Source organism: Roseomonas sp. CCTCC AB2023176 (genome assembly GCF_042259275.1).
Taxonomy (GTDB): domain Bacteria; phylum Pseudomonadota; class Alphaproteobacteria; order Acetobacterales; family Acetobacteraceae; genus Roseomonas.
On record NZ_CP170086.1, the window covers coordinates 3713199 to 3733040 of the forward strand.

General features: G+C 71.5%; 22 protein-coding genes. 17 read left to right on the forward strand and 5 right to left on the reverse strand.

Annotation, left to right across the window (positions count from 1 at the left end):
* Window positions 1–10: 10 nt before the first annotated feature.
* The 6 genes from ACE7GA_RS18590 to gorA are packed head-to-tail and all read left to right on the forward strand — an operon-like array spanning window position 11 to window position 6333.
* On the forward strand, window positions 11–1249 hold the full coding sequence (locus tag ACE7GA_RS18590; RefSeq protein WP_376089774.1) for an MFS transporter: 1239 nt from the start codon (window positions 11–13) through the stop codon (window positions 1247–1249).
* Window positions 1250–1302: 53 nt separating this feature from the next.
* The gene (locus ACE7GA_RS18595; protein ID WP_376089777.1) at window positions 1303–2781 is read left to right on the forward strand and encodes an NAD-dependent succinate-semialdehyde dehydrogenase; all 1479 of its coding nucleotides are present in this window, start codon (window positions 1303–1305) and stop codon (window positions 2779–2781) included.
* Between the two features lie 4 nt (window positions 2782–2785).
* Window positions 2786–3598, forward strand: a complete 813-nt coding sequence (locus ACE7GA_RS18600; protein WP_376089780.1) for a hypothetical protein — start codon at window positions 2786–2788, stop codon at window positions 3596–3598.
* A gap of 13 nt (window positions 3599–3611) precedes the next feature.
* Window positions 3612–4304 (forward strand): Fe2+-dependent dioxygenase, encoded by a 693-nt coding sequence (locus ACE7GA_RS18605; RefSeq protein ID WP_376089783.1) that lies wholly within the window; start codon window positions 3612–3614, stop codon window positions 4302–4304.
* A gap of 2 nt (window positions 4305–4306) precedes the next feature.
* On the forward strand, window positions 4307–4942 hold the full coding sequence (locus ACE7GA_RS18610; RefSeq protein WP_376089786.1) for a hypothetical protein: 636 nt from the start codon (window positions 4307–4309) through the stop codon (window positions 4940–4942).
* Window positions 4939–6333: a glutathione-disulfide reductase gene (gorA, locus tag ACE7GA_RS18615; protein WP_376089789.1), complete on the forward strand. Its 1395-nt coding sequence runs from the start codon at window positions 4939–4941 to the stop codon at window positions 6331–6333. The genes ACE7GA_RS18610 and gorA overlap by 4 nt, the downstream gene beginning before the upstream one ends.
* Window positions 6334–6337: 4 nt before the next feature.
* On the opposite strand, the gene ACE7GA_RS18620 is transcribed toward gorA, so the two are convergent.
* Together ACE7GA_RS18620 and ACE7GA_RS18625 are read right to left on the reverse strand one after the other, a co-directional pair.
* Window positions 6338–6817, reverse strand: coding sequence for a DUF2214 domain-containing protein (locus tag ACE7GA_RS18620; RefSeq protein ID WP_376089792.1), 480 nt, complete (start codon window positions 6815–6817; stop codon window positions 6338–6340).
* Between the two features lie 6 nt (window positions 6818–6823).
* Entirely contained in the window at window positions 6824–7201 is a 378-nt protein-coding gene (locus tag ACE7GA_RS18625) for a DUF6152 family protein (protein WP_376089795.1), read from the reverse strand.
* Between the two features lie 149 nt (window positions 7202–7350).
* On the opposite strand from ACE7GA_RS18625, the gene ACE7GA_RS18630 reads away from it, so the two are divergent.
* Entirely contained in the window at window positions 7351–8778 is a 1428-nt protein-coding gene (locus ACE7GA_RS18630) for a class II 3-deoxy-7-phosphoheptulonate synthase (protein WP_376089798.1), read from the forward strand.
* A 17-nt stretch (window positions 8779–8795) separates the two neighbouring features.
* The gene (locus tag ACE7GA_RS18635) at window positions 8796–9950 is read left to right on the forward strand and encodes a nicotinate phosphoribosyltransferase (protein WP_376089801.1); all 1155 of its coding nucleotides are present in this window, start codon (window positions 8796–8798) and stop codon (window positions 9948–9950) included.
* Window positions 9951–10067: 117 nt separating this feature from the next.
* Here the strand turns inward: ACE7GA_RS18635 and ACE7GA_RS18640 are convergent, their stop codons facing one another.
* Window positions 10068–11111 (reverse strand): 2OG-Fe(II) oxygenase family protein, encoded by a 1044-nt coding sequence (locus tag ACE7GA_RS18640; protein WP_376089804.1) that lies wholly within the window; start codon window positions 11109–11111, stop codon window positions 10068–10070.
* Window positions 11112–11188: 77 nt separating this feature from the next.
* Here ACE7GA_RS18640 and ACE7GA_RS18645 point away from each other — a divergent pair, with 77 nt between their 5' ends.
* The 9 genes from ACE7GA_RS18645 (at window position 11189) to ACE7GA_RS18685 (ending at window position 18667) form a co-directional block, all read left to right on the forward strand.
* A complete protein-coding gene (locus ACE7GA_RS18645; RefSeq protein ID WP_376089807.1) occupies window positions 11189–11518 on the forward strand; it encodes a hypothetical protein in 330 nt (109 codons plus the stop codon).
* Window positions 11518–12129: an EamA family transporter gene (locus tag ACE7GA_RS18650; protein WP_376089810.1), complete on the forward strand. Its 612-nt coding sequence runs from the start codon at window positions 11518–11520 to the stop codon at window positions 12127–12129. The genes ACE7GA_RS18645 and ACE7GA_RS18650 overlap by 1 nt, the downstream gene beginning before the upstream one ends.
* Entirely contained in the window at window positions 12126–12545 is a 420-nt protein-coding gene (locus ACE7GA_RS18655; RefSeq protein WP_376089813.1) for a hypothetical protein, read from the forward strand. Before ACE7GA_RS18650 ends, ACE7GA_RS18655 begins: the two co-directional genes overlap by 4 nt.
* A 33-nt stretch (window positions 12546–12578) precedes the next feature.
* Window positions 12579–14243: an NAD+ synthase gene (locus ACE7GA_RS18660; protein WP_376089816.1), complete on the forward strand. Its 1665-nt coding sequence runs from the start codon at window positions 12579–12581 to the stop codon at window positions 14241–14243.
* The gene (locus ACE7GA_RS18665; RefSeq protein WP_376089819.1) at window positions 14243–14653 is read left to right on the forward strand and encodes a hypothetical protein; all 411 of its coding nucleotides are present in this window, start codon (window positions 14243–14245) and stop codon (window positions 14651–14653) included. The genes ACE7GA_RS18660 and ACE7GA_RS18665 overlap by 1 nt, the downstream gene beginning before the upstream one ends.
* Window positions 14650–16017, forward strand: coding sequence for a glutamate--tRNA ligase (gltX, locus tag ACE7GA_RS18670; RefSeq protein ID WP_376089822.1), 1368 nt, complete (start codon window positions 14650–14652; stop codon window positions 16015–16017). The genes ACE7GA_RS18665 and gltX overlap by 4 nt, the downstream gene beginning before the upstream one ends.
* Entirely contained in the window at window positions 16014–16664 is a 651-nt protein-coding gene (locus tag ACE7GA_RS18675; RefSeq protein WP_376089825.1) for a glutathione S-transferase family protein, read from the forward strand. Before gltX ends, ACE7GA_RS18675 begins: the two co-directional genes overlap by 4 nt.
* A 133-nt stretch (window positions 16665–16797) precedes the next feature.
* The gene (gene cysS, locus ACE7GA_RS18680; RefSeq protein ID WP_376089828.1) at window positions 16798–18231 is read left to right on the forward strand and encodes a cysteine--tRNA ligase; all 1434 of its coding nucleotides are present in this window, start codon (window positions 16798–16800) and stop codon (window positions 18229–18231) included.
* Between the two features lie 76 nt (window positions 18232–18307).
* Entirely contained in the window at window positions 18308–18667 is a 360-nt protein-coding gene (locus tag ACE7GA_RS18685; RefSeq protein WP_376089831.1) for a DUF305 domain-containing protein, read from the forward strand.
* Window positions 18668–18679: 12 nt separating this feature from the next.
* On the opposite strand, the gene ACE7GA_RS18690 is transcribed toward ACE7GA_RS18685, so the two are convergent.
* The gene (locus tag ACE7GA_RS18690) at window positions 18680–19306 is read right to left on the reverse strand and encodes an alpha/beta hydrolase (protein WP_376089834.1); all 627 of its coding nucleotides are present in this window, start codon (window positions 19304–19306) and stop codon (window positions 18680–18682) included.
* A gap of 56 nt (window positions 19307–19362) precedes the next feature.
* Complete coding sequence (locus tag ACE7GA_RS18695) at window positions 19363–19728, reverse strand: HPF/RaiA family ribosome-associated protein (protein WP_376089837.1); 366 nt, start codon at window positions 19726–19728, stop codon at window positions 19363–19365.
* Between the last annotated feature and the right edge of the window lie 114 nt (window positions 19729–19842).

Genomic DNA, 19842 nt, shown 5'->3' on the forward strand with positions numbered 1-19842 from the left:
CCTTCAACCCATGAGCCAGACCGCGATCGGGCGCGAGGGCGCCGAAACACCGGCCGCGGCGTCCGCCGCGCCGGTCGCGGAGACCGGGACGGCCTTCGCGATCCTCTTGTCGCTCAGCTTCTGTCACTTCCTGAACGACATGATCCAGTCGCTGGTCCCGGCGATGTACCCGATCCTGAAGGAGAACTACGCGCTCGACTTCGGGCAGATCGGGCTCATCACGCTCGCGTTCCAATGCACGGCGTCGCTGCTGCAGCCGCTGGTGGGGATCGTGACGGACCGGCGGCCCATGCCGTATTCGCTCGCGATCGGGATGGGGTCCACTCTCGTCGGGCTTCTGCTGCTGTCGCAGGCACACAGCTACGGGGTGATCCTCGTCTCCGCCGCGCTGATCGGGGTGGGGTCCGCGGTGTTCCATCCGGAATCGTCGCGCGTCGCGCGGATGGCCTCGGGTGGCCGCTACGGCCTCGCGCAATCCCTGTTCCAGGTGGGCGGGAATTTCGGGACGGCGGTCGGGCCGCTGCTCGCCGCCTTCATCGTCGCGCCGCAGGGGCAGAAGAGCCTCGTGCTGTTCTCGGGCGCCGCCCTTCTCGGCATGCTCGTCCTCTACCGGGTCGGCATCTGGTACGCGCGGCGGCTGGCGCCGGCGGCACGGAAGAACGTGACGGTCGGCGCGTCGGACCGCCGGTTGTCGCGTACCCGGGTGGCGTTCGCGATCACCGTCCTCGTCGCGCTCGTGTTCTCCAAGATGGTCTACACGGCCGGCCTGTCGTCCTACTACACCTTCTACCTCATCGAGCGGTTTCAGGTGTCGGTGGAGACGGCGCAGGTGCTGCTCTTCGTTTATCTCGGCGCGGGCGTGCTTGGTGCGCTCGCCGGCGGCGCGGTCGGGGACCGGGTGGGGCGGCTGCCGGTGATGTGGTTCTCCATCCTCGGCGCGCTGCCCTTCACCCTTGCGCTGCCCTATGTCGGGCTGACCGCGACGGTTGCCCTGACGGTCGTGATCGGCTTCGTGATGGCCTCCTCCTTCTCCGCCATCCTCGTCTACGCGCAGGACCTCATGCCCGGCCGCGTCGGGCTGGTCGCCGGGCTGTTCTTCGGCTTCGCCTTCGGCCTGGGCGGGCTCGGTGCCGCGGCGCTGGGGGAGATGGCGGACCGGATCGGGTTGGACGCGGTGTACCGCATCTGCTCTTTTCTGCCCGGGCTCGGCGTCCTGACGGCGCTACTGCCGCGCATGCGCGGGCGCTGACAGCGGGGGTCGGGCACCCTATCCTTCCCGGCGCAAGGGAAGGAGATGCCGCCATGCTCGACGCCGCTGCGAAGATCCCGCTCCGCGACCCCGACCTGTTCCGGCAGGCCAACCGGATCGGCGATGCCTGGGTGCAGGCCGCCTCTGGCAAGACGATTTCCGTCCGGAATCCCGCCACGGGCGACGTGATTGGCACCGTTCCCTCACTGTCGCGTGAGGAGACGCGCCGCGCCATCGCCGCGGCGAAGGACGCCCAGCCGAAGTGGCGCGCGATGCTCGCCAAGGAGCGCGCGGCGATCCTGCGGCGCCTGCATGACCTGATGCACGCGAATGCCGACGACCTCGCGGCCATCATGACGGCTGAGCAGGGAAAGCCGCTGGCCGAGGCGAAGGGCGAGGTGGCCTACGCCGCCTCCTTCATCGAATGGTTCGCCGAGGAGGGGAAGCGGGTCTACGGCGACGTCATCCCGACCTTCAAGGCGGGCACCCGCATCCTTGTCATGAAGCAGCCGATCGGCGTCTTCGCGGCCATCACGCCTTGGAACTTCCCGGCCGCAATGATCACCCGCAAGGCCGGCCCGGGCTGGGCCGCGGGCTGCACGGGCGTGATCCGCCCGGCCTCCCAGACGCCGTTCTCGGCGCTGGCACTGGCAGTGCTGGCGGAACGTGCGGGCATGCCGCCGGGCGTCTGCAACGTCATCACCGGGCCGTCCGGCGAGCAGGGCCAGGAGCTCTGCACCAACCCGGACGTCGCGAAGGTCTCCTTCACCGGCAGTACCGAGGTCGGCCGCAAGCTGCTGGCGATGTGTTCCTCGACCATCAAGAAGACGTCGATGGAACTCGGCGGCAACGCGGCCTTCCTTGTCTTCGACGACGCGGACCTGGACGCGGCGGTGCAGGGCGCGATGGCCAGCAAGTTCCGCAACACGGGCCAGACCTGCGTCTGCGCCAACCGCATCCTCGTGCAGGACGGGGTCTACGACGCTTTTGCCGGGAAGCTGAAGGCGGCGGTCGAGGCCCTGAAGGTCGGCCCGGGCACCGAGCCTGGCGTGACCCAGGGCCCGCTGATCAATGCCGACGCCGTCGCGAAGGTCGAGGAACACATCGCCGACGCCACGGCCGGCGGCGCGAAGGTGCTGACCGGTGGCCACCGGCACGAGCGCGGTGGCAACTTCTTCCAGCCGACGATCCTCACCGACGTCCCGCTCTCCGCGAAGGTGCTGCGCGAGGAGACCTTCGGGCCGATGGCGCCCCTGATCCGCTTCGGGACGGAGGAGGAGGGGATCCGCCTGGCGAACGACACGGAGTTCGGGCTGGCGTCGTACTTCTACGCCCGCGACGTCGGCCGGATCTTCCGCGTCGCCGAGGCGCTGGAGAGCGGCATCGTCGGCATCAACGAGGGCATCATCAGCACGGAAGTCGCGCCCTTCGGCGGCGTGAAGGAATCCGGCCTGGGGCGCGAGGGCAGCAAGTACGGCATCGAGGAATATATGGAGATCAAGTACTGCCTTCTCGGCGGCCTGGGGGCCTGAGCGCATGAGCACGCCACCCCCGATCACGCGCCGAACGAAGCTCTGGCTCGGCCTCGGCGCCTTCGTCGTCCTCGCGGGCTCCGAAGCCCCGGCGCAGGCGCAGGTGCCCGCGTCGGGCGGGATGGGCGGAGGTGAGGGCGGGGAAGGGGGCGAGGGTGGCGAGGGCGGCATCGACGCCGCGCGTGCCGGGACCGACCCGGTCGCCTACGTCACCGCGCTGGACGTCGCTGCGGCGCATTACCTCGCGGGGAGGGAGGCCTACCTGGCGGGTGACGTGCAGACGGCTTCCGCACTCTTCGCGCACCCGATCGTCGAGATCCTCGTGCCGATGGAGGAGGTGCTGAAGGCCCGTGGTGCGCCGGACCTGCAGGCGCCGATGGAACGCGCCCGGGACCTTGCGCTGGAGCGCGCGCCTGCCGACCGGATCGTGGCGGCGGTGGACGCGGTGCTGGAGGCGCTCGTCCTGGCCGAAGCGCGGGCGCCGGAGCCCGGCCCGACCCTCAAGGTGCGGGCGCTGGCCATCGGGGAACTGGCGGACCGTGCCGCGCTCCAGGCCGCCTACGCCGCGCGGACGACGGAGGTCGAGCCGTATCTGGACGGCCTCGGCCTCTACCTCGCGGCGCGGCGCCGGGCTGTCGGCGTCGCGCCCGCCCTGGACGCGGCGGGACATGCGCAAGCCGCGATCGCGATGCGGACGGCCCTCGATGCCCTCGCCACTGCCTATCCCGGTGCGGCGCGGCCGGACCGGGCGGTGGAGGCAGGCACCGTGAGTGCGGCCACGGCGAACCTCAAGCTGGTCCTGGAAGACCTGCCCTGACCGCGCGCCGCCCGTGATCGTCCCGATCGGCGGCGTCCTGGACCCGGACCGGCTGTCGCGCATCCGCGCCCTCCTGTCCGAGGCACGGTTCGAGGATGGGCGGCGCACGGCCGGCTGGCACGCGCGGGAGGCTAAGCGGAACGAGCAGGCGGCCGCGGACGACCCGCGCGCGCGGGAAGCCGCGGCGATGGTATCCGCTGCGCTGCTCGCGAATGCGGTCTTCCGCGCCGCGGCCCTGCCGCGCCGGCTGCGTCCCGTGCTGCTGGCCCGCTACCGCTGCGTGGCAGAGGGCTCGCCGGCCTACGACCTGCACGTGGACGACGCGCTGATGGGGATGTCCGACCCGTCTGGGCCGACCCGTGCCGACGTGTCGGTGACGGTGTTCCTGGCCGATCCGGGTACCTACGAGGGCGGGGAGCTGGTCCTGGACTCGCCGGGCGGGGAGGCCGCCTACAAGCTCGGCGCCGGCGATGCGATCGCCTATCCCGCCACGACCCTGCATCGCGTCGCTCCGGTAACGGCGGGGGAGCGGCTGGTCGCCGTGACCTGGGCGCAGAGCCTGGTGCGGGATCCCGCGGCGCGGGAGGTGCTCTTCGACCTCGCCGCCGCGCGGATTGCCGTCCACGCGCGGGAGGGGGCGGGCGAGACCTTCCACCGGATCGCGCGGTCCTACGCGAACCTCCTGCGGATGTGGGCGGAGACGTGATCGTGGCAGGGCCGTCCTTCGAGGCGGAGTTCGTGCTGACGGACGCGGAACTCGCCGCCTATGCCCGGCGCGCCGCGGTGCGGACGGGTGCCGCCGCGCCCCGCCCGGCGGCGTGGCGGGAGACGCTGCTGGGCCTCGCCATAACCTTCCTCGGCGCGCTCGCGGTGCGCGAGCTGGGGATCGTGCACGACGAAGGGTCGGCCTGGGGCCTGGGCTTCCTCATCCTCGGCGCCTACGTCGCCGGGCTGCTTGCGATGCGCGGGGCGATTGCCCGCTACCAGCGCGGCGTCGCGGCCTTCGCGCTTGCCTCGACCGACGTGCAGCGCCTGCCGCGCCGGGTGCGGATTGGGGCGGAGGGGGTCGGCTCGGCGGGCGAGGCCGGGAACGCCCTCCATGCCTGGCGGGTCTTCACGGAGGCGGAGGAGGCGGACGGCCTCCTCCTGTTCTGGATCGGCCACGTGCAGGGGATCGCGGTGCCGCTCCGCGCCCTGGCCGGACCGGAGGAAGCGCGCGCCGTCCTCGCTTTCGCCCGCGAGCGGATCGCCGCGGCGCGGGCGGCATTAGGTGCCGGGCATCGGTCCCATGCCTCGGACGGGGCTTGCCCTGGCCCGCCCCTGACCCGACCTTCCGTTCCATGAGTGGTACCTACGACTTCGACCTCTTCGTCATCGGCGGCGGCTCGGCTGGCGTCCGGACCGCACGCATCGCCGCGACCCACGGCGCCCGCGTCGGCATCGCGGAGGGGCGCTTCTGGGGCGGCACCTGCGTCAACGTGGGCTGCGTGCCGAAGAAGCTGATGGTCAACGCGGCAGAGTACGGCACCTGGGCCGAGGATGCCGCGGCCTTCGGCTGGTCCTTCGGGGAACGGCGGCATGACTGGATGACCCTCGTCCGCGCGCGGGACGAGGAGGTGGGGCGGATTGCCGCCGTCTATGCCCGCATGCTCAACGCGGCGGGGGCGAAGACATATGAGGGGCGGGCGCGGTTCCTCGGCCCGCACGAGATCGAGGTCGAGACGCCGGACGGGGCGCAGCGCGTCACGGCGGCGCGGATCGTCATCGCGGTCGGCGGCCATCCCACGCGCCCTAGCATTCCGGGCGCCGCGCTCGGGATGATTTCGGACGACCTGTTCACCTTGCAGGAAATGCCGCGCCGCGTGCTGATGGTCGGCGCCGGCTATATCGGGCTGGAGTTCGGGAACCTGCTGCACGGCCTGGGCGCGGAGGTCACGGTGGCCTATCGCCAGTCGCTGCCGCTGCGCGGCTTCGATCACGAACTGCGCGAGGCGATCGCCGAGACCCTGACGCAGAACGGCCTGACCCTCCTGCCGAACGAGACGCCGGCGGAGATCACGGAGCGGGGCGGCACGAAGGTCGTGCGCTTCCTTTCCGGCAAGGTGGTCGAGGCGGATGCCGTGATCCTTGCGACGGGCCGCGCGCCGAACACGCGGGGCATGAACCTGGAAGCCGCCGGCCTGACGGCGCGGGAGGGCCATCCGATCCCGGTGGACGACGACCACGCGACGAATGTGCCGCATATCTACGCGCTGGGCGACGTGACCGACCGCGTGAACCTGACGCCCTTCGCGACGGCGACGGGACACGCGCTGGCCGACACGCTCTTCGGCAACCGGCCACGGAAGGTGTCCTACGAGAACGTGCCGAAGGCCGTCTTCACGACGCCGCCGATGTCGAGCGTCGGGCTGACGGAAGAGGAGGCGGCGGTCCGTGGCCCCGCCGACATCTACACCGCCCGCTTCACGCCACTGCGCCATACCATCACCAAGCGCGCGGGGCGGCGTGCCCTGATGAAGCTGGTGGTGGAGGCGGGGACCGGCCGGTTGCTGGGCGCCCACATGCTCGGCGAGGATTCGCCGGAGATCATGCAGGGCATGGCGGTGGCGGTGGTGAACGGGCTGACGAAGGCGCAGCTCGACGCAACGATCGGCATCCACCCGACGGTTGCGGAGGAATTCGTGACGCTGCGCACCGCGACGCGGCGGGTCGGGGACGCGGCGAAGGCGGCCTGAGCCGTCAGGCGACGAAGGCGATCCAGCGCCCCGCGAGAATCGCGGCGATCCAGATCCCCAGGGAGGCGGCCGCGCCGAGGCGGACGGCCGCGGTGAGGTCCCCTCCCGCGAGTGCGTGCCGCCAGCCCGGGCCGAGGCGAAGTGCCGCGACGTTCAACAGGCCAAGCGCGACGAGGGCGAGCTTCGCGAGGAAGGCGGGGTTTGCCGCGTATTCCGCCGGTCGCACGGAGAAGAGCAGCGCACCGGTCGCGATCGCAACCCCGAGCCCCGTCCCGGCGACGCGCACCAGCGGCGGGCCGATCGCGGCGACGGGCGTCCGGCGGAACGCACCGAGCAGACGCGCATCCAGCGTTGCGATTGCGCCGAGCAGCAGCCCGATGCCTATGATGTGCGCGGCGTTCACCGCAGCGTAAAGGGACGAGGAGCGGCGCAGCGCCGCCGGGACGACCCATTCCGACAGCGCCGTCCAGGCATCCTGCTCCACGCCGGATCAGCTGGTCCGGCCGATCCGCTCCGGATAAATGTCGAACTGCCGGTCGTTCACCGTCACGCGCACGGCCTTCAGCCGGCGTTCCCCCTGGTTCAGGGACCGGTTGCCGAGCGCGACGATTCGGTCGCCCGGCTTGGCCACGCCGTCGACGAAGCCCGCGCGGCTGGTCTGGTTGGGATTGCCGAGTTCCACCGTCCAGACCGCGCCGTCTGCCGACTGGACCTGCAGGACGGGGTGGGGCGGGGCGATCGTGACCTGCCGGATGGTGCCGGAAAGGGTGGTCTGTTCCCCCTCGGCCCAGCCCCAGCCGTGATGGGCCAGGGCCGTGCCGGTGGGGAGAAGGAGCGTGGCCGCGCCGAGAAGCATGCGCCGGTTCATGGAGCCTCCTGGAAAGATGGACATTCCTCCATCTAGGGAGCCAAGTCCCGGCCGTCAGGGGGCAGCGACGCTTCCCCCGCGACCCGTCGCCCCCCTATGGTGCGGCGCCGCGCCGGAGAGCGCGCCCACCGCACGGACCAGCCTTCCCGATGACCCCGCGTAACGAGACCCCGCGTCACGAGTCGAAGTGGCACCCCGCCTCCTGGCGCGACCAGCCGATCCGGCAGGTTCCGTCCTATCCCGACGCATCCGCGCTGGAGGCGATGGAGCGCAAGCTCGCCCGATACCCCGTGCTCGTTTTTGCAGGTGAGGCGGACCGGCTGAAGGCGCAGCTCGCGCTGGCGGGGGAAGGAAAGGCCTTCGTCCTCCAGGGCGGCGACTGCGCGGAATCCTTTGCCGACTTCACGTCCAACACCATCCGCGACACGTTCCGCGTGCTGCTGCAGATGGCCGTGGTGCTGACGTTCGGCGGCGGGACCCCCGTCGTGAAGATGGGGCGCATGGCCGGGCAGTTCGCCAAACCCCGTTCTTCCGACACCGAGACCCAGGGCGGCGTTTCGCTGCCATCCTACCGCGGCGACATCATCAACGGCCCGGACTTCACGCCGGAGGCGCGGACACCCGACCCGTCGCGGATGGAGTTTGCCTACATGCAGGCCGCGGCGACGCTGAACCTGCTGCGCGCCTTCGCGACCGGCGGCTACGCCGACCTGCACGAGGTACATCGCTGGAACCTCGGCTTCGTCGCGCGCTCCCCGCTTGCGGACCGCTACGCCGACCTCGCGCGCCGCATCGACGAGACGCTGCGCTTCATGGCGGCCTGCGGCATGAACAGCGCGAATGCCCCGCAGATCCGTGAGACCGACTTCTACACCGGCCACGAAGCCCTGCTGCTGCCCTTCGAGCAGGCGTTGACCCGCGATCCCTCCACGCATCCGGGCCAGTGGTATGCGACGTCCGCGCACTTCCTCTGGATCGGCGACCGCACGCGGCAACTGGACGGCGCGCATGTCGAGTTCATGCGCGGCATCTCCAACCCGATCGGGATGAAGGTCGGCCCGAGCCAGGACCCGGACGACCTGCTGCGCCTCACCGAGCGGCTGAACCCGCGGAACGAGGCGGGGCGGCTGACGCTCATCGCGCGCATGGGGGCCGACAAGGTCAGCGAAAAGCTGCCGCCGCTCGCCCGTGCCGTCGCCCGCGCCGGCCGCAAGGTCACCTGGATCTGCGACCCGATGCACGGCAACACGCATAGCGTCTTCAGCGGGGCGGCCGGCGCCTACAAGACCCGCTCCTTCGACGCGATCCTCAAGGAAACTCGCGCCTTCTTTGACGTGCACCACGCCGAGGGCACGGTGCCCGCCGGCGTGCACGTGGAGATGACGGGACGCGAGGTGACCGAATGCCTCGGCGGCGCGCACCGCCTGTCGGAGGCCGACCTGTCCGGCAACTACGCGACGTTTTGCGACCCGCGGCTGAACGCGGAGCAGTCGCTGGAGCTGGCCTTCCTCCTCGCCGAGGAATTGAAGGCGCGGCGGGCCGACATGACCGGCCTGCCCTTGCGCGCCGCGCAGTAGGTCGGCACCTCCCGCCGATGGACGCCCTTCCCCCCGGCCACGCCCCCGTCGCGAGCGAGGCCGACATCGCCGCGCGAACGGACAGCTACTTCAAGCGCACGAAAGCGATCGTCGGCCAGTTCGGCGATTGCCGCGTCACATACGCCATTTTCCTGCGCCGTCCCGTCGTTTCCGCCCCAAGGCTGATGCTGGACTGGCTGGAGAGCGCGGCGCGGCTGCGGAACGCGCGCTTCGACGTGGAAATCCTGCACGCCGAAGGCGCCTGGGTCGGCGCGGGCGATCCCATCCTCTACGTCACCGGCTCCTTCATCCACCTGTCGGACCTGGAGACGCTACTGCTCCAGAAACTCGGCGCGGCCTGCGTCGCGGCGCACAACGCCTACCAGATGTGCCTCGCCTTGCCGCACGTACCGTTCCTGGCCATGGAAGCCCGCCACTGCGCCGGCGCCGAGATGCAGGAACTGATGGCCTACGCTGCCGCCGTCGGCAGCGAGGCTGCGAAGGCCGAGGGCGCGCGCGGCTTCATCGGCAACGCAAACGATGCGACCGCCGCCTATTACGGCGCCGAACGCGGCCTCGGGACGATGCCGCACGCCCTTATCGGCTATGCCGGCTCCACCGTCCGCGCGGCGGAGATGTTCCACGAGGTCTTCCCGGACCAGAACCTCACGGTCCTCACCGACTATTTCGGCATGGAGGTGACGGACGGCCTGGCGGTCTGCCGCCGCTTCCCCGACCTCGCAGCGGCCGGGAAGATGGCGGTGCGCCTCGACACCCATGGCGGCCGCTTCCTCGAAGGGCTCGATCCCCAGGAATCCTACGCCGTGCTGGAACGGCACGTCCCCGGCGCCATTCGCCGATACCGCTCGGAGACCGAACTCCGCTACCTCACGGGGACCGGCGTCTCCGCCGCGGCGATCTGGCGCATGCGGGAAGCGCTGGACGAGGCCGGCTTCCCGAAGGTGCGGATCATCGCGTCCTCCGGCTTCGGGGTCGGCAAATGCCGCGTCATGGCCGAAGCCAAGGCGCCGGTTGACGTCGTAGGCACCGGATCGTTCATCCCCGATGCCTGGGGCGAGACCTACGCGACGGCCGACATCATCTCCTACGACGGCGTGCCGCGGGTGAAGGTCGGGCGCGAGTTCCTGCTGCGCGCCGCGCGGAAGGGCTGACGGCGCCGGATCCACCGAGCCGGATCCGCCGACCGTCTCGGGCACCGGCGGCGCCGGTCCGTCGGCCGCAGGACCGGTTCACCGCTCCGGGCGAATCCCGCCCCGCGCGGATCGGCCTCAGCGCAGCGTGACGCCGGTGAAGCCTTTCGCCCGGTGCTCCTCGATCAACCGCTTCTCCTGCGCGGAGCCCTCGGCATCCGTGAAGAAGGTGAAGATGGCGAAGCGCCGTCCGCGCGTGACGGGCAGCGCCTCGTGCAGCAGGTCGCAGCAGAAGATCACGGCGCCTCCCTTCGGCGGCTCGTAGAGCTCCGGCCCGAACTCCGCGAAGCGGACCTGCCCGCCCTCGTAATCCCCGGTGTTCAGGTTCAGGCTCATCGCGAAGCGGCGGTGAGCCGTCGTGGGCGTGCGGTTGTCGCGGTGCGCGCCGAAGCCGCCGGCATCGGCCGCGTCGTAGCAGCCGATCCGCGGCAGTTCGAAGCTGACGGCGCGGAACCGCGTCGCGCGGGCCATTTCCGGGATCACCCGCCGCTCGATCCGCGCCTGGAAGGCGGCGTGCAGGGCCCGGTCATCCAGCATCACGTCGGCGCGGCGCTTGATGGAGGGCGCGTCCACTTGGCCGCCCGACGACGCGGCGACGCGGTCCCGCTGCTTCTCGCCCGCCTCCCAGTGCCGCAGCAGGGCGGCGACGAGGTCGGGCTCCAGCACGTCCGGCACGATCAGGACCGGCGCGCCGCTGCGGAACACCGGGGGCTCGACGGGCTCCGGCAGGGTGGCGAGGGCGTCGCGCAGCCCCTCGTCCGGCGTCGCGCCCCGGAGCGAGAGGGAAAGGCGACCCCGGGGCGAGATGACTGCCACCCCGCCCGAAGGCAGGCCCAGCACCGCCCCCAACTGCCCCTGGGGATCGAAGACCCGGACCGGCCCGCCGCTCCGCCGTGCCCCGTCCGGCTGCCCGTTCCGGACGAGGATTAGCATCGCCTCGCGGTGCCGGAGCGGAGCCTCCGCGGCGGCCAGCGCAGCGGGGGAGGGCTCACGCCCCAGTATGAGGATCCGGTGCAGCCCCGCGATGGCCTGGTGCATCAGGGCGTAGGGCTGCCCCGCCGCGTCGGGAATGGTGATGGCCGGCAGGTGATCGCCGGGAAGGTAGGCCGGTCGCTCGCTCATGGCCGTCGTATCGGCCATTCCGAAGCGGCGGGCCAGCGCCGGTCGCCGCCCGGCGCGCGACGCCCTAGTCTCCCCCCATGCCGGACGGGTCGGAGCCGATGGACGGGGCGGCGCGGGCGGCGCGGGAGCGCCGGATCGGCCTCGCTTGCGCCTTCGCGCTGCTGCTGGTCTGGGCGGGGTTCATCCTGTTCTCGCGGCTCTCGGCGAAGCAGGCCCTGACGCCGTGGGATACCGCAGCGCTGCGCTACGCCGGGGCGTTCCTCTTCATCCTGCCGCTGATCGCCGCGCGGGGTTCCCGCGGCTCGGGCTCGGGCGAGGCATCGCGCTGGTCGGGACGGCGGGGTTCGGCTTTCCTATCCTCGCCTATTGCGGCTTTGCCTTCGCGCCGGCGGCGCATGGTGCCGTGATGATGCCGGGTACACTGGCATTCCAGACCGCGGCCCTGGCGGCGCTGGTGCTGCGGGAGCCGTGGACGCGCCGTCGCGCTGCGGCCCTGGCGGTGGTGGCATCGGGCATCGTCCTGCTGGCGTCCTCGACGATGCGGAACAACCCCGGTGCGTGGCGGGGGGACCTGCTGTTCCTCTGCGCCGCCTTCAACTGGGCGACCTTCACGATCCTCCTGCGGTCCTGGCGTGTGCCGGCGCTGGACGCGACGATCGCGGTCGCCTTCTGGCCCGCGGTGTTCTTCTTGCCGGTCTGGGTCTTCGCCCTGCCAACCAACCTCCACGCCGTGCCCTGGGGCGCGATCGCCTTCCAGTTCGTCTGGCAGGGGGCGGTGGCGGTGATCGTGGCGGGGTTCCTCTTCGCACGGGCCGTCGTCGCGCTGGGGCCAGGACCCACGACGACCATCACCTCCGTCGTCCCGGCGCTGGCCGCACTCGGCGCCTGGCCGCTGCTGGAGGAGCCGCTGGGAGCGCTGGGGCTCGTCGGGGTTGCGCTGGTCTGCGCGGGGATGGTGATGGGGGTCGCGGGGCTGCCGCGCGGCGCCGCAGCCCGGGCGGAGGCGGCTCGGCCATGACGCGTGCCATCCTCCGCGCGTCCCTCCTGCCGGCAGTGGCCGCACCGCCCGTCGAGGCCGGGCCGCGCTACATCCGGTTCGGGCCGGCCGTGCGTATCGTTTCGTTCCGCCCTGAGGGCCGCGGACAGGTGGCGGTGGCCGGCGGCATCCCGCCGGGTTGGAACCTCTCCGCGACGAACCACTCCAACCGCATCCACGCGGTCCGGGCGGAGGCCTTCAAGGGGGCCGCCGCGCTCGGCCCGCGGGACCTGCTGCCTCCCCTGCGACGGATGCTTCGCGTCGCGGCCTGCGGCGGGTTGGTGACGGCCGCCGGCAGCGTCGTGCTCTCGCATGTCGTGGACGGGCAGCCCCCGAACCGCTGCGCGGACCGGCCACTGTTGCGCCAGGAGGTCGGGCGAGGCCGCGCATCGCGTTGACCGGGGGGACCCCCTCCCTAGGTTCGCCGTCGCATGCCCGACACGCTCCGCATCGCCCTCGCGCAGTTCAATCCGCATGAGGGCGCGATCCGCCACAACGCCGACCGCATTCTCGCGCTGCGCGCGGAGGCTGCGCGCGCGGGCGCGGACCTCGTCCTGACGCCCGAATTTTCCATCGCCGGCTACCCGCCCGAGGATCTGGTGCGGAAACCCGCCTTCCAGGCCGAATGCGATGCCGCCATCGTGCGGCTGGCGGAAGCGACCGCCGACGGCGGCCCAGGCCTCGTCGTCGGTGGGCCCTGGAAGAACGGGGGCCAGCTGCACAACGCCCTGTTCCTGCTGGACGGCGGCGAGATCCGCGCCCGTCGCGCGAAGCACGAACTGCCGAACTACGGCGTCTTCGACGACAAGCGCGTGTTCGACCCGGGCCCCGCGCCCGGCCCCGTGGTGTTCCGAGGCGTGCGCCTGGGGCTGATGATCTGCGAGGACTGGTGGTTCCAGTCGGTTTCGGAGACGTTGGCAGAATCCGGCGCGGAAATGCTGCTTTCCATCAACGGATCGCCGTTCGAGGCGGGGAAGAGCACGTTCCGCGTGGACCTCGCCGTCTCCCGCGTGGTCGAGAACAACCTGCCCTTTCTCTTCCTCAACCAGGTCTGCGGCCAGGACGAACTGGTCTTCGACGGCAATTCCTTCGTCCTCAACGCCGACCGGTCCCTCGCCGTCGTCCTCCCCGGTTTCCAGGAAGCGATGGTGATGACCGACTGGACCCGCGGCACGACGGGCTGGCGCTGCGAGCCGCAGGCCATCCCGGCGCCGATGTCGCGCGAAGAACAGATCTGGCGCGCGATGGTCCTGGGCTTGCGCGACTACGTCGAGAAGAACCGCTTCCCCGGCGTCGTGCTGGGCCTCTCCGGCGGCATCGACAGCGCGCTGACCGCGGCCTGCGCCGTGGACGCGCTGGGGCCGGACCGCGTGCGCTGCGTGATGATGCCCTCCCCCTACACGTCGCACGAAAGCCTTGAGGATGCGGAGGGATGCGCGCGCCTGCTGGGCGTGCGCTACGACACGGTGAACATCGGCGCGGCGATGGAGGCCTTCGCCGGCATGCTGGCGCCGGCCTTCGGCAACCGCCCGCCCGACATCACCGAGGAGAACCTGCAGTCCCGCATCCGCGGCGTGACGCTCATGGCGATGTCTAACAAATTCGGCGACATGCTGCTGACCACCGGCAACAAGAGCGAGATGAGCACGGGCTACGCCACGCTCTACGGCGATATGTGCGGCGGGTATTCCGTGCTGAAGGACCTGTACAAGACGACGGTCTTCGCGCTGTCCTGGTGGCGCAACGCGAACCACCTGCCCGACTTGCTCGGTCCCTCCGGCGCCGTGATGCCGCAACGCGTCATCACCAAGCCGCCCTCGGCCGAACTCAAGCCGGACCAGAAGGACCAGGACTCGCTTCCGCCTTACGACGAACTCGACGCGATCCTGGAAGGCATCGTGGAGCACGAGCGCTCCGTGGATGAGCTGGTCGAGCGCGGCCACGACCGCGCGACGGTCGTGCGGGTCTGGAAGATGCTGGACCGCGCCGAATACAAGCGCCGCCAGGCCCCGCCCGGCGTGAAGATCGGCCCGCGCGCCTTCGGGCGGGACCGGCGCTACCCCATCACCAACGGCTTCACGGCGCTGGTGTCCTGATGCCCGACACGCCCGACGCCGCCTCCGGCGGCCCCGTCGTCACGATCCGGGACCTTTCCGGCGCGTCAGATGCGCCGGAGGAGGTGCGGGGCTTCCGCAGCCTCGCCGACGCCGCGACCTTCGCACGCCGTTACGTCCGCGACAGCGTGGAGCGCTGCCGCGTCCCCGGCGCCTCGGCGGACGACACGCTGAACAACTGGTTCGCCTTCGGCGAGGACGCCGAGGCCCGCGATGCCACGGGACAGGGCTGGACGAGCACGGACGACATCCGGAACTTCGCGGCGAAGCCGGCACGATCGCAGGCCGAACGCGACTGGCGCTCCCTCGACCCCCGCCGCGACCGCGGCGACGATGAGGACGAGGAGGACGAGCCGCCCGAGGACGACGTGATTCGGGAACCCTCGGAGTGAAGGTCCGCTTCGCCCCGAGCCCCACGGGCTTCCTGCATGTCGGCAATGCCCGTGTCGCGCTCGCGAACTGGCTCCACGCGCGCCGTCACGGCGGCACCTTCGTCCTGCGTCTGGACGACACGGACGTCGAACGCTCCAAGCCGGAATTCGCGCAGGGCATCGAGGAAGACCTGCGCTGGCTCGGCCTCGACTGGGACGAATCCTTCCGCCAGTCCGACCGCACGGAACGCTATGCCGCCGCGGCGGAGGCGCTGAAGGCGAAGGGCCTGCTCTACCCCTGCCTGGAGAGCGAGGAGGAGCTGAACTACAAGCGGGAGCAGCGCCGCAAGCAGGGCCGCGCCCCGATCTACGACCGCGGCGCCCTGAAGATGACGCCGGACCAGCTCCAGCGCGCGATCGCCAACGGCAAGCAGCCCTACTACCGCTTCAAGCTGAACCACCGCACCGTCGCCTGGCGCGACGGCGTGCTGGGCGAGCGTTCCGTCAAGCTGCCCAGCCTGTCGGACCCCGTGCTGGTGCGCGCCGACGGGACCTTCCTCTACACCTTCACCTCCGTCGTGGACGACCTGGAGACGGGGATCACCGATATCATCCGGGGCGAGGACCACGTCACCAACACGGGTATCCAGCTCGACATCCTGGAAGCCCTGTCTTCGTTGAACGGGACCGGACGTCCCAACCGCATCCGCTTCGCCCACCTGCCGTTGCTGACCGACGAATCAGGCGGCCCGCTCTCGAAGCGCCTCGGCTCCGTCTCGCTTCGGAACTTCCGGCGTGACGGGATCGAGGCGCCGGCCCTCGTCGGCTACCTCGCGGCGCTCGGGACGTCGCATGACCCCGCCGCCGCGCCGCCGGCGGAGCTCGCGCGCGACTACGACCTTTCCCGCGTGTCCCATTCCACCGCGCGCTTCGACACGAAGCAGTTGCTCGCCCTGAACCGCCGCCACCTGCACGGCCTGGACTACGCCGCCGTGCGCGACCGCCTGCCCGAAGGCGCGGACGAGGTCTTCTGGCTGGCGATCCGAGGAAACCTGGATCTGCTTCCGGAAGCGAAGGACTGGCTGGAGACGGCGCGCGGCACGATCACCGTGCCCGAGCAGCCGGAGGAACGCGACCTGCTCCATGCCGCGCTCGACGCCCTCCCACCCGAACCCTGGAACACCGCGACCTTCCCCGCCTGGACCGCCGCGGTCGGCGCCGCGACGGGCCGGAAGGGCAAGGCCCTGTTCCTGCCGCTCCGCCGCGCCCTGACGGGTGAAGACCACGGTCCCGACCTCAAGACCTTCCTGCCCCTGATCGGGCGGGACCGCGTCGCGGAACGGCTGCGTCGATCCGTCGCGGCAACCCAGGCGACCGCCCCATGAGCCTCGTCTTCCACTACGCGCCGAACTCCACAGCAACCGTCACCACGCTCGTCCTTGCCGAACTCGGCATCCCCTGCGAGCGCGTGCGGCAGCCCTTTGGCGCCTCCGGCACCAAGAGTCCGGAATTTCTCGCGCTCAACCCGAATGGCCGCGTGCCCGTCATCGTCCATGACGGCGTACCGATCTGGGAGTCCGGAGCGATCACGATGTATCTAGGCGAGGTCTTCGGCGTGGAGCGCGGCCTCTATCCCGCGGCCGGTCCGCGCCGTGGGCAGGCGATGACATGGATCGTCTGGGCCAATGTCCGCCTGGCCGAGGCGGCCGGCCGGCTCGCCGAAGCCCTGCCCCCGGGGAACGAGGGCGGTGTAGAGGTTGCCTCGGCCGACTGGGTGGTCCCGGAGGCCCGCGACGCCACAGCGGCAGGGAAGGCGCGGGGCGACACCCTCGCCGCGCTCGCGATCCTCGACGGCGCGCTGGCCGGGCGTGACTACCTGCTCGGCGACTACACGCTGGCGGACACGCACCTCGCCGCCTTCGTCGGCTGGGTGGCGATGCTGGGCGTGGACCTCACGCCCTTCGCCCGTCTCGGCGCCTGGATGGGCCGCTGCGCCGGCCGCCCGGCCTTTGCCGTCCTGGCTGAGGGCTGACCGGCGCGCGAGGCTTGAACCCCGCCGCCCCCTGGCCCATACCCGCCCGATGTCCCGGACGCCCTGTCGCCGCTGAGCCGCCCCCCGCTGCCCGCCCGGCAGCGTCCCGCCGCCACGACGTTCAGGTTGTCCGATGATCCCCCCGCTGCACTTCCACAACTCCGCCACGCGCCAGCGCGAACCCTTCGTTCCGATCGATCCGGGCCACGTGCGCATGTATGTCTGCGGCCCGACGGTCTACGATCTCGCGCATCTCGGGAACGCCCGGCCCAACGTCGTCTTCGACGTGCTCGCGCGGCTGCTGCGCCGGCGTTACCCACGCGTGACCTACGCCCGGAACATCACCGACCTGGACGACAAGATCATGGCGCGCGCGGCCGAGACCGGCCATTCGATCGCCGAGATCACCGCCGGCACTACGGCCGACTTCCACGCCGACATGGCGTCCCTGAACATCCTGCCGCCCGACGTCGAGCCGCGCGCGACGGACAGCATCGCCGACATGGTCACGCTCATCGGCCGGCTGGTCGAGGGCGGCCACGCCTATGCCGCCGACGGCCACGTCCTCTTCTCCGTCGCGTCCTTCCCCGAATACGGCCGCCTCTCCGGCCGCGACCCGGACGAACTGCTGGCGGGCGCGCGGGTCGACGTTGCCCCCTACAAGCGGGACCCCGGCGACTTCGTGCTCTGGAAGCCGTCCACGGATGCGATGCCGGGCTGGGACTCCCCCTGGGGTCGCGGCCGCCCGGGCTGGCACATCGAATGCTCCGCCATGTCCTGGCGCCACCTCGGCGAGGAGTTCGACATCCATGGCGGCGGCCAGGACCTGATCTTCCCGCACCACGAGAACGAGCTGGCCCAGTCCCGCTGCGCCTTCCCGCACTCCCACTTCGCGCGGATGTGGCTGCACAACGGCATGCTGCTCGTGAACGGCGAGAAGATGTCGAAGTCGCTCGGCAACTTCCTCACGGTGCGCGACATCCTGCGCCTCGGCCCCTGGGCCGGGGAGGCCTTCCGCCTCGTCTTGCTGCGCACCCATTACCGCGCCGCGCTCGACTATTCGGAGGAGCGGCTGCACGAGGCGAAGGCGGAACTCGATTCCTTCTACGCCCTCCTCGCCCGCGCCCTGCCCGTGCCCGCCGCGGACGACGACACCGTCCGCGACATGGTGGAATGGGCGTTGGAGCCACTGGCCGACGACCTGAACACGCCGCTCGCCATCGCCCGCCTCCAGGACCTGCGGACGCTGGAGAACGCGCTCTCCGTCGGCGGCTCCCCGACGGTCGTGCTGGACCGCGCGGCGCGCGGCTGGAAGCCGCATCCCGGCCAAGCCGCGGCTGCGATGCGCGAAGTCGCGGAGGTCCTCGGCATCCTGAACTCAGACGCCGTCGCCTGGCGTCGGGGAGGGGAGGGGAACGACGCGGCGATCGAGGCGGCGATCCAGGCCCGGCTCGCCGCCCGCGCCCGCCGCGACTGGGCCGAGGCCGACCGCATCCGCGACGACCTGACCGCGAAGGGCGTCGTCCTGGAGGATACGAAGAACGGCACAACCTGGCGCCGGGCCTGAGCCGCCTTGTCCCCGGGGCGTTGACCCTGCCCCGGGGCAGGGCCCCATCTCCGCCGCCCTAGCAGAGGAGAACCCGATGCGCCGACTCTTCCTCGCCCTTCCGTGCCTCGTCGTCCTGTCCGGCGGGGTCCTCGCCCAGCATGCCGGCCACGGCGCGCACGGCGCCGCCCCGGCGAACGAGAACGCGGCCTCCAGCGGCTATCGCGAGGCGATGGATCGCATGATGCGCGACACGCCGCGCCAGACCGGCGACGCGGACCGCGACTTCCTCGCCGGCATGATCCCGCACCATCAGGCCGCGGTGGACATGGCCCGCACCGTCCTGCGGCACGGGCGCGACCCCGAAGTGCGGCGCATGGCCGAGACCGTCATCCGCGACCAGGAACGCGAGATCGCGGAGATGCGGACCCTGCTGGACCGCTTGCCACGGCGCTGATGCTGCGGGCCCTCAGCCCGGGCCGAGGAGGCGGAGGGCAGCCTCCGCCACGGCCTCCGGGATGACGTGGCCGCCCTCGAACTCCTCGTAGCGCACGTCGTAGCCGGCGCGGCGCAGCCGCGGTACGAGCCGGCGGCTGCACGGCCCGATCGGCAGCACCGCATCGGCGACGCCGTGCGAGACGAAGACGGCCGGCCGGCCGACCGCGTCCGACGGCGCTGCAAAGCCGGGCGAGAAGGCGAGGATGGCCCGGAAGAGGTCCCCGTTCGCCAGCCCGAGCGAGAGGGCATAGGACGCCCCGTCCGAGAAGCCGCCGATCGCGACGCGGTCCGGATCGACGGCGAGGAGATCGAAGGCCCTGCCGAGCGCGGCGTCGAGGAAGGCCACGTCGGGCCCGAAGCCCCTGGCGATGACGTCCCAGGTCGCGAGCCGCGATTCCGGGACGAGGAGCGGGACGCCGGCGCGCCGGGCGGGCGCTTCGATCAGCCGCACGGTCCCCGTCGCGTCACCGCCCGCCCCGTGCAGCCAGAGGAGGACCGGGCCGGGCGTCGCGACGCCGTCCGGCACCCAGAGAAGCCCGTCCCGCCTCCCGCCAATTCCCAGCGGGTGGACCCCCGGCGCGAGAGGCACCGCGGGCATCGCCCCCGGCCTCGCCGAAAGCCGCCCCCGGCGCGCTGTGGAACCGGGCGCCTGGGTCAGAGCAACCCGTCCTTCAGGGCGTTGGTGGGCTTGTCCTCGCGCCGCGCCCGCTTCTCGCGCCGGAGCTGCTTGTCCACCCGTTCTAGGGCCGTGTTGAAGGCAGTGTAGGGGTTGGCCATGTGGTCGCCGTGGCCGTCGAAATACATGTCGCGTCCCGCATGCACGCGGATGTTCCAGCCGAAGCCGTTGCCTTTGCCGCCGCGGGAGACGGTGGCGGTGATGTCCTCCGCGCCGTCGAAGTACTTCTCCGACAGCTTCTGCAGCTCCGCCGTCGCATAGGTCTTCAGGGCGTCGCCGAGGTCCGTCTGGTGCCCCGAGACTATGATCCGCCCCTCGCGCTCCACGCTCGCCGGTGCTGCCATGCGTTCCTCCTTCGGCTGGTGGACCCGTCCCGCCCCGGATGGAGCATCGGGCCGGATCGCACATGGGAGGTCGGGGAACGCGCAACGAGCCCTGCGCGTTGACCCGCCCCGCGT

Excerpts from the sequence above, each read along its gene's own strand:
- ACE7GA_RS18590 (WP_376089774.1), top strand. The coding sequence starts at position 11 with ATGAGCCAGACCGCGATCGGGCGCGAGGGCGCCGAAACACCGGCCGCG.
- ACE7GA_RS18595 (WP_376089777.1), top strand. The coding sequence starts at position 1,303 with ATGCTCGACGCCGCTGCGAAGATCCCGCTCCGCGACCCCGACCTGTTC.
- ACE7GA_RS18600 (WP_376089780.1), top strand. The coding sequence starts at position 2,786 with ATGAGCACGCCACCCCCGATCACGCGCCGAACGAAGCTCTGGCTCGGC.
- gorA (WP_376089789.1), top strand. The coding sequence starts at position 4,939 with ATGAGTGGTACCTACGACTTCGACCTCTTCGTCATCGGCGGCGGCTCG.
- ACE7GA_RS18625 (WP_376089795.1), bottom strand. The coding sequence starts at position 7,201 with ATGAACCGGCGCATGCTTCTCGGCGCGGCCACGCTCCTTCTCCCCACC.
- ACE7GA_RS18630 (WP_376089798.1), top strand. The coding sequence starts at position 7,351 with ATGACCCCGCGTAACGAGACCCCGCGTCACGAGTCGAAGTGGCACCCC.
- ACE7GA_RS18635 (WP_376089801.1), top strand. The coding sequence starts at position 8,796 with ATGGACGCCCTTCCCCCCGGCCACGCCCCCGTCGCGAGCGAGGCCGAC.
- ACE7GA_RS18640 (WP_376089804.1), bottom strand. The coding sequence starts at position 11,111 with ATGAGCGAGCGACCGGCCTACCTTCCCGGCGATCACCTGCCGGCCATC.
- ACE7GA_RS18645 (WP_376089807.1), top strand. The coding sequence starts at position 11,189 with ATGCCGGACGGGTCGGAGCCGATGGACGGGGCGGCGCGGGCGGCGCGG.
- ACE7GA_RS18650 (WP_376089810.1), top strand. The coding sequence starts at position 11,518 with ATGATGCCGGGTACACTGGCATTCCAGACCGCGGCCCTGGCGGCGCTG.
- ACE7GA_RS18655 (WP_376089813.1), top strand. The coding sequence starts at position 12,126 with ATGACGCGTGCCATCCTCCGCGCGTCCCTCCTGCCGGCAGTGGCCGCA.
- ACE7GA_RS18660 (WP_376089816.1), top strand. The coding sequence starts at position 12,579 with ATGCCCGACACGCTCCGCATCGCCCTCGCGCAGTTCAATCCGCATGAG.
- ACE7GA_RS18665 (WP_376089819.1), top strand. The coding sequence starts at position 14,243 with ATGCCCGACACGCCCGACGCCGCCTCCGGCGGCCCCGTCGTCACGATC.
- ACE7GA_RS18675 (WP_376089825.1), top strand. The coding sequence starts at position 16,014 with ATGAGCCTCGTCTTCCACTACGCGCCGAACTCCACAGCAACCGTCACC.
- cysS (WP_376089828.1), top strand. The coding sequence starts at position 16,798 with ATGATCCCCCCGCTGCACTTCCACAACTCCGCCACGCGCCAGCGCGAA.
- ACE7GA_RS18685 (WP_376089831.1), top strand. The coding sequence starts at position 18,308 with ATGCGCCGACTCTTCCTCGCCCTTCCGTGCCTCGTCGTCCTGTCCGGC.
- ACE7GA_RS18690 (WP_376089834.1), bottom strand. The coding sequence starts at position 19,306 with ATGCCCGCGGTGCCTCTCGCGCCGGGGGTCCACCCGCTGGGAATTGGC.
- ACE7GA_RS18695 (WP_376089837.1), bottom strand. The coding sequence starts at position 19,728 with ATGGCAGCACCGGCGAGCGTGGAGCGCGAGGGGCGGATCATAGTCTCG.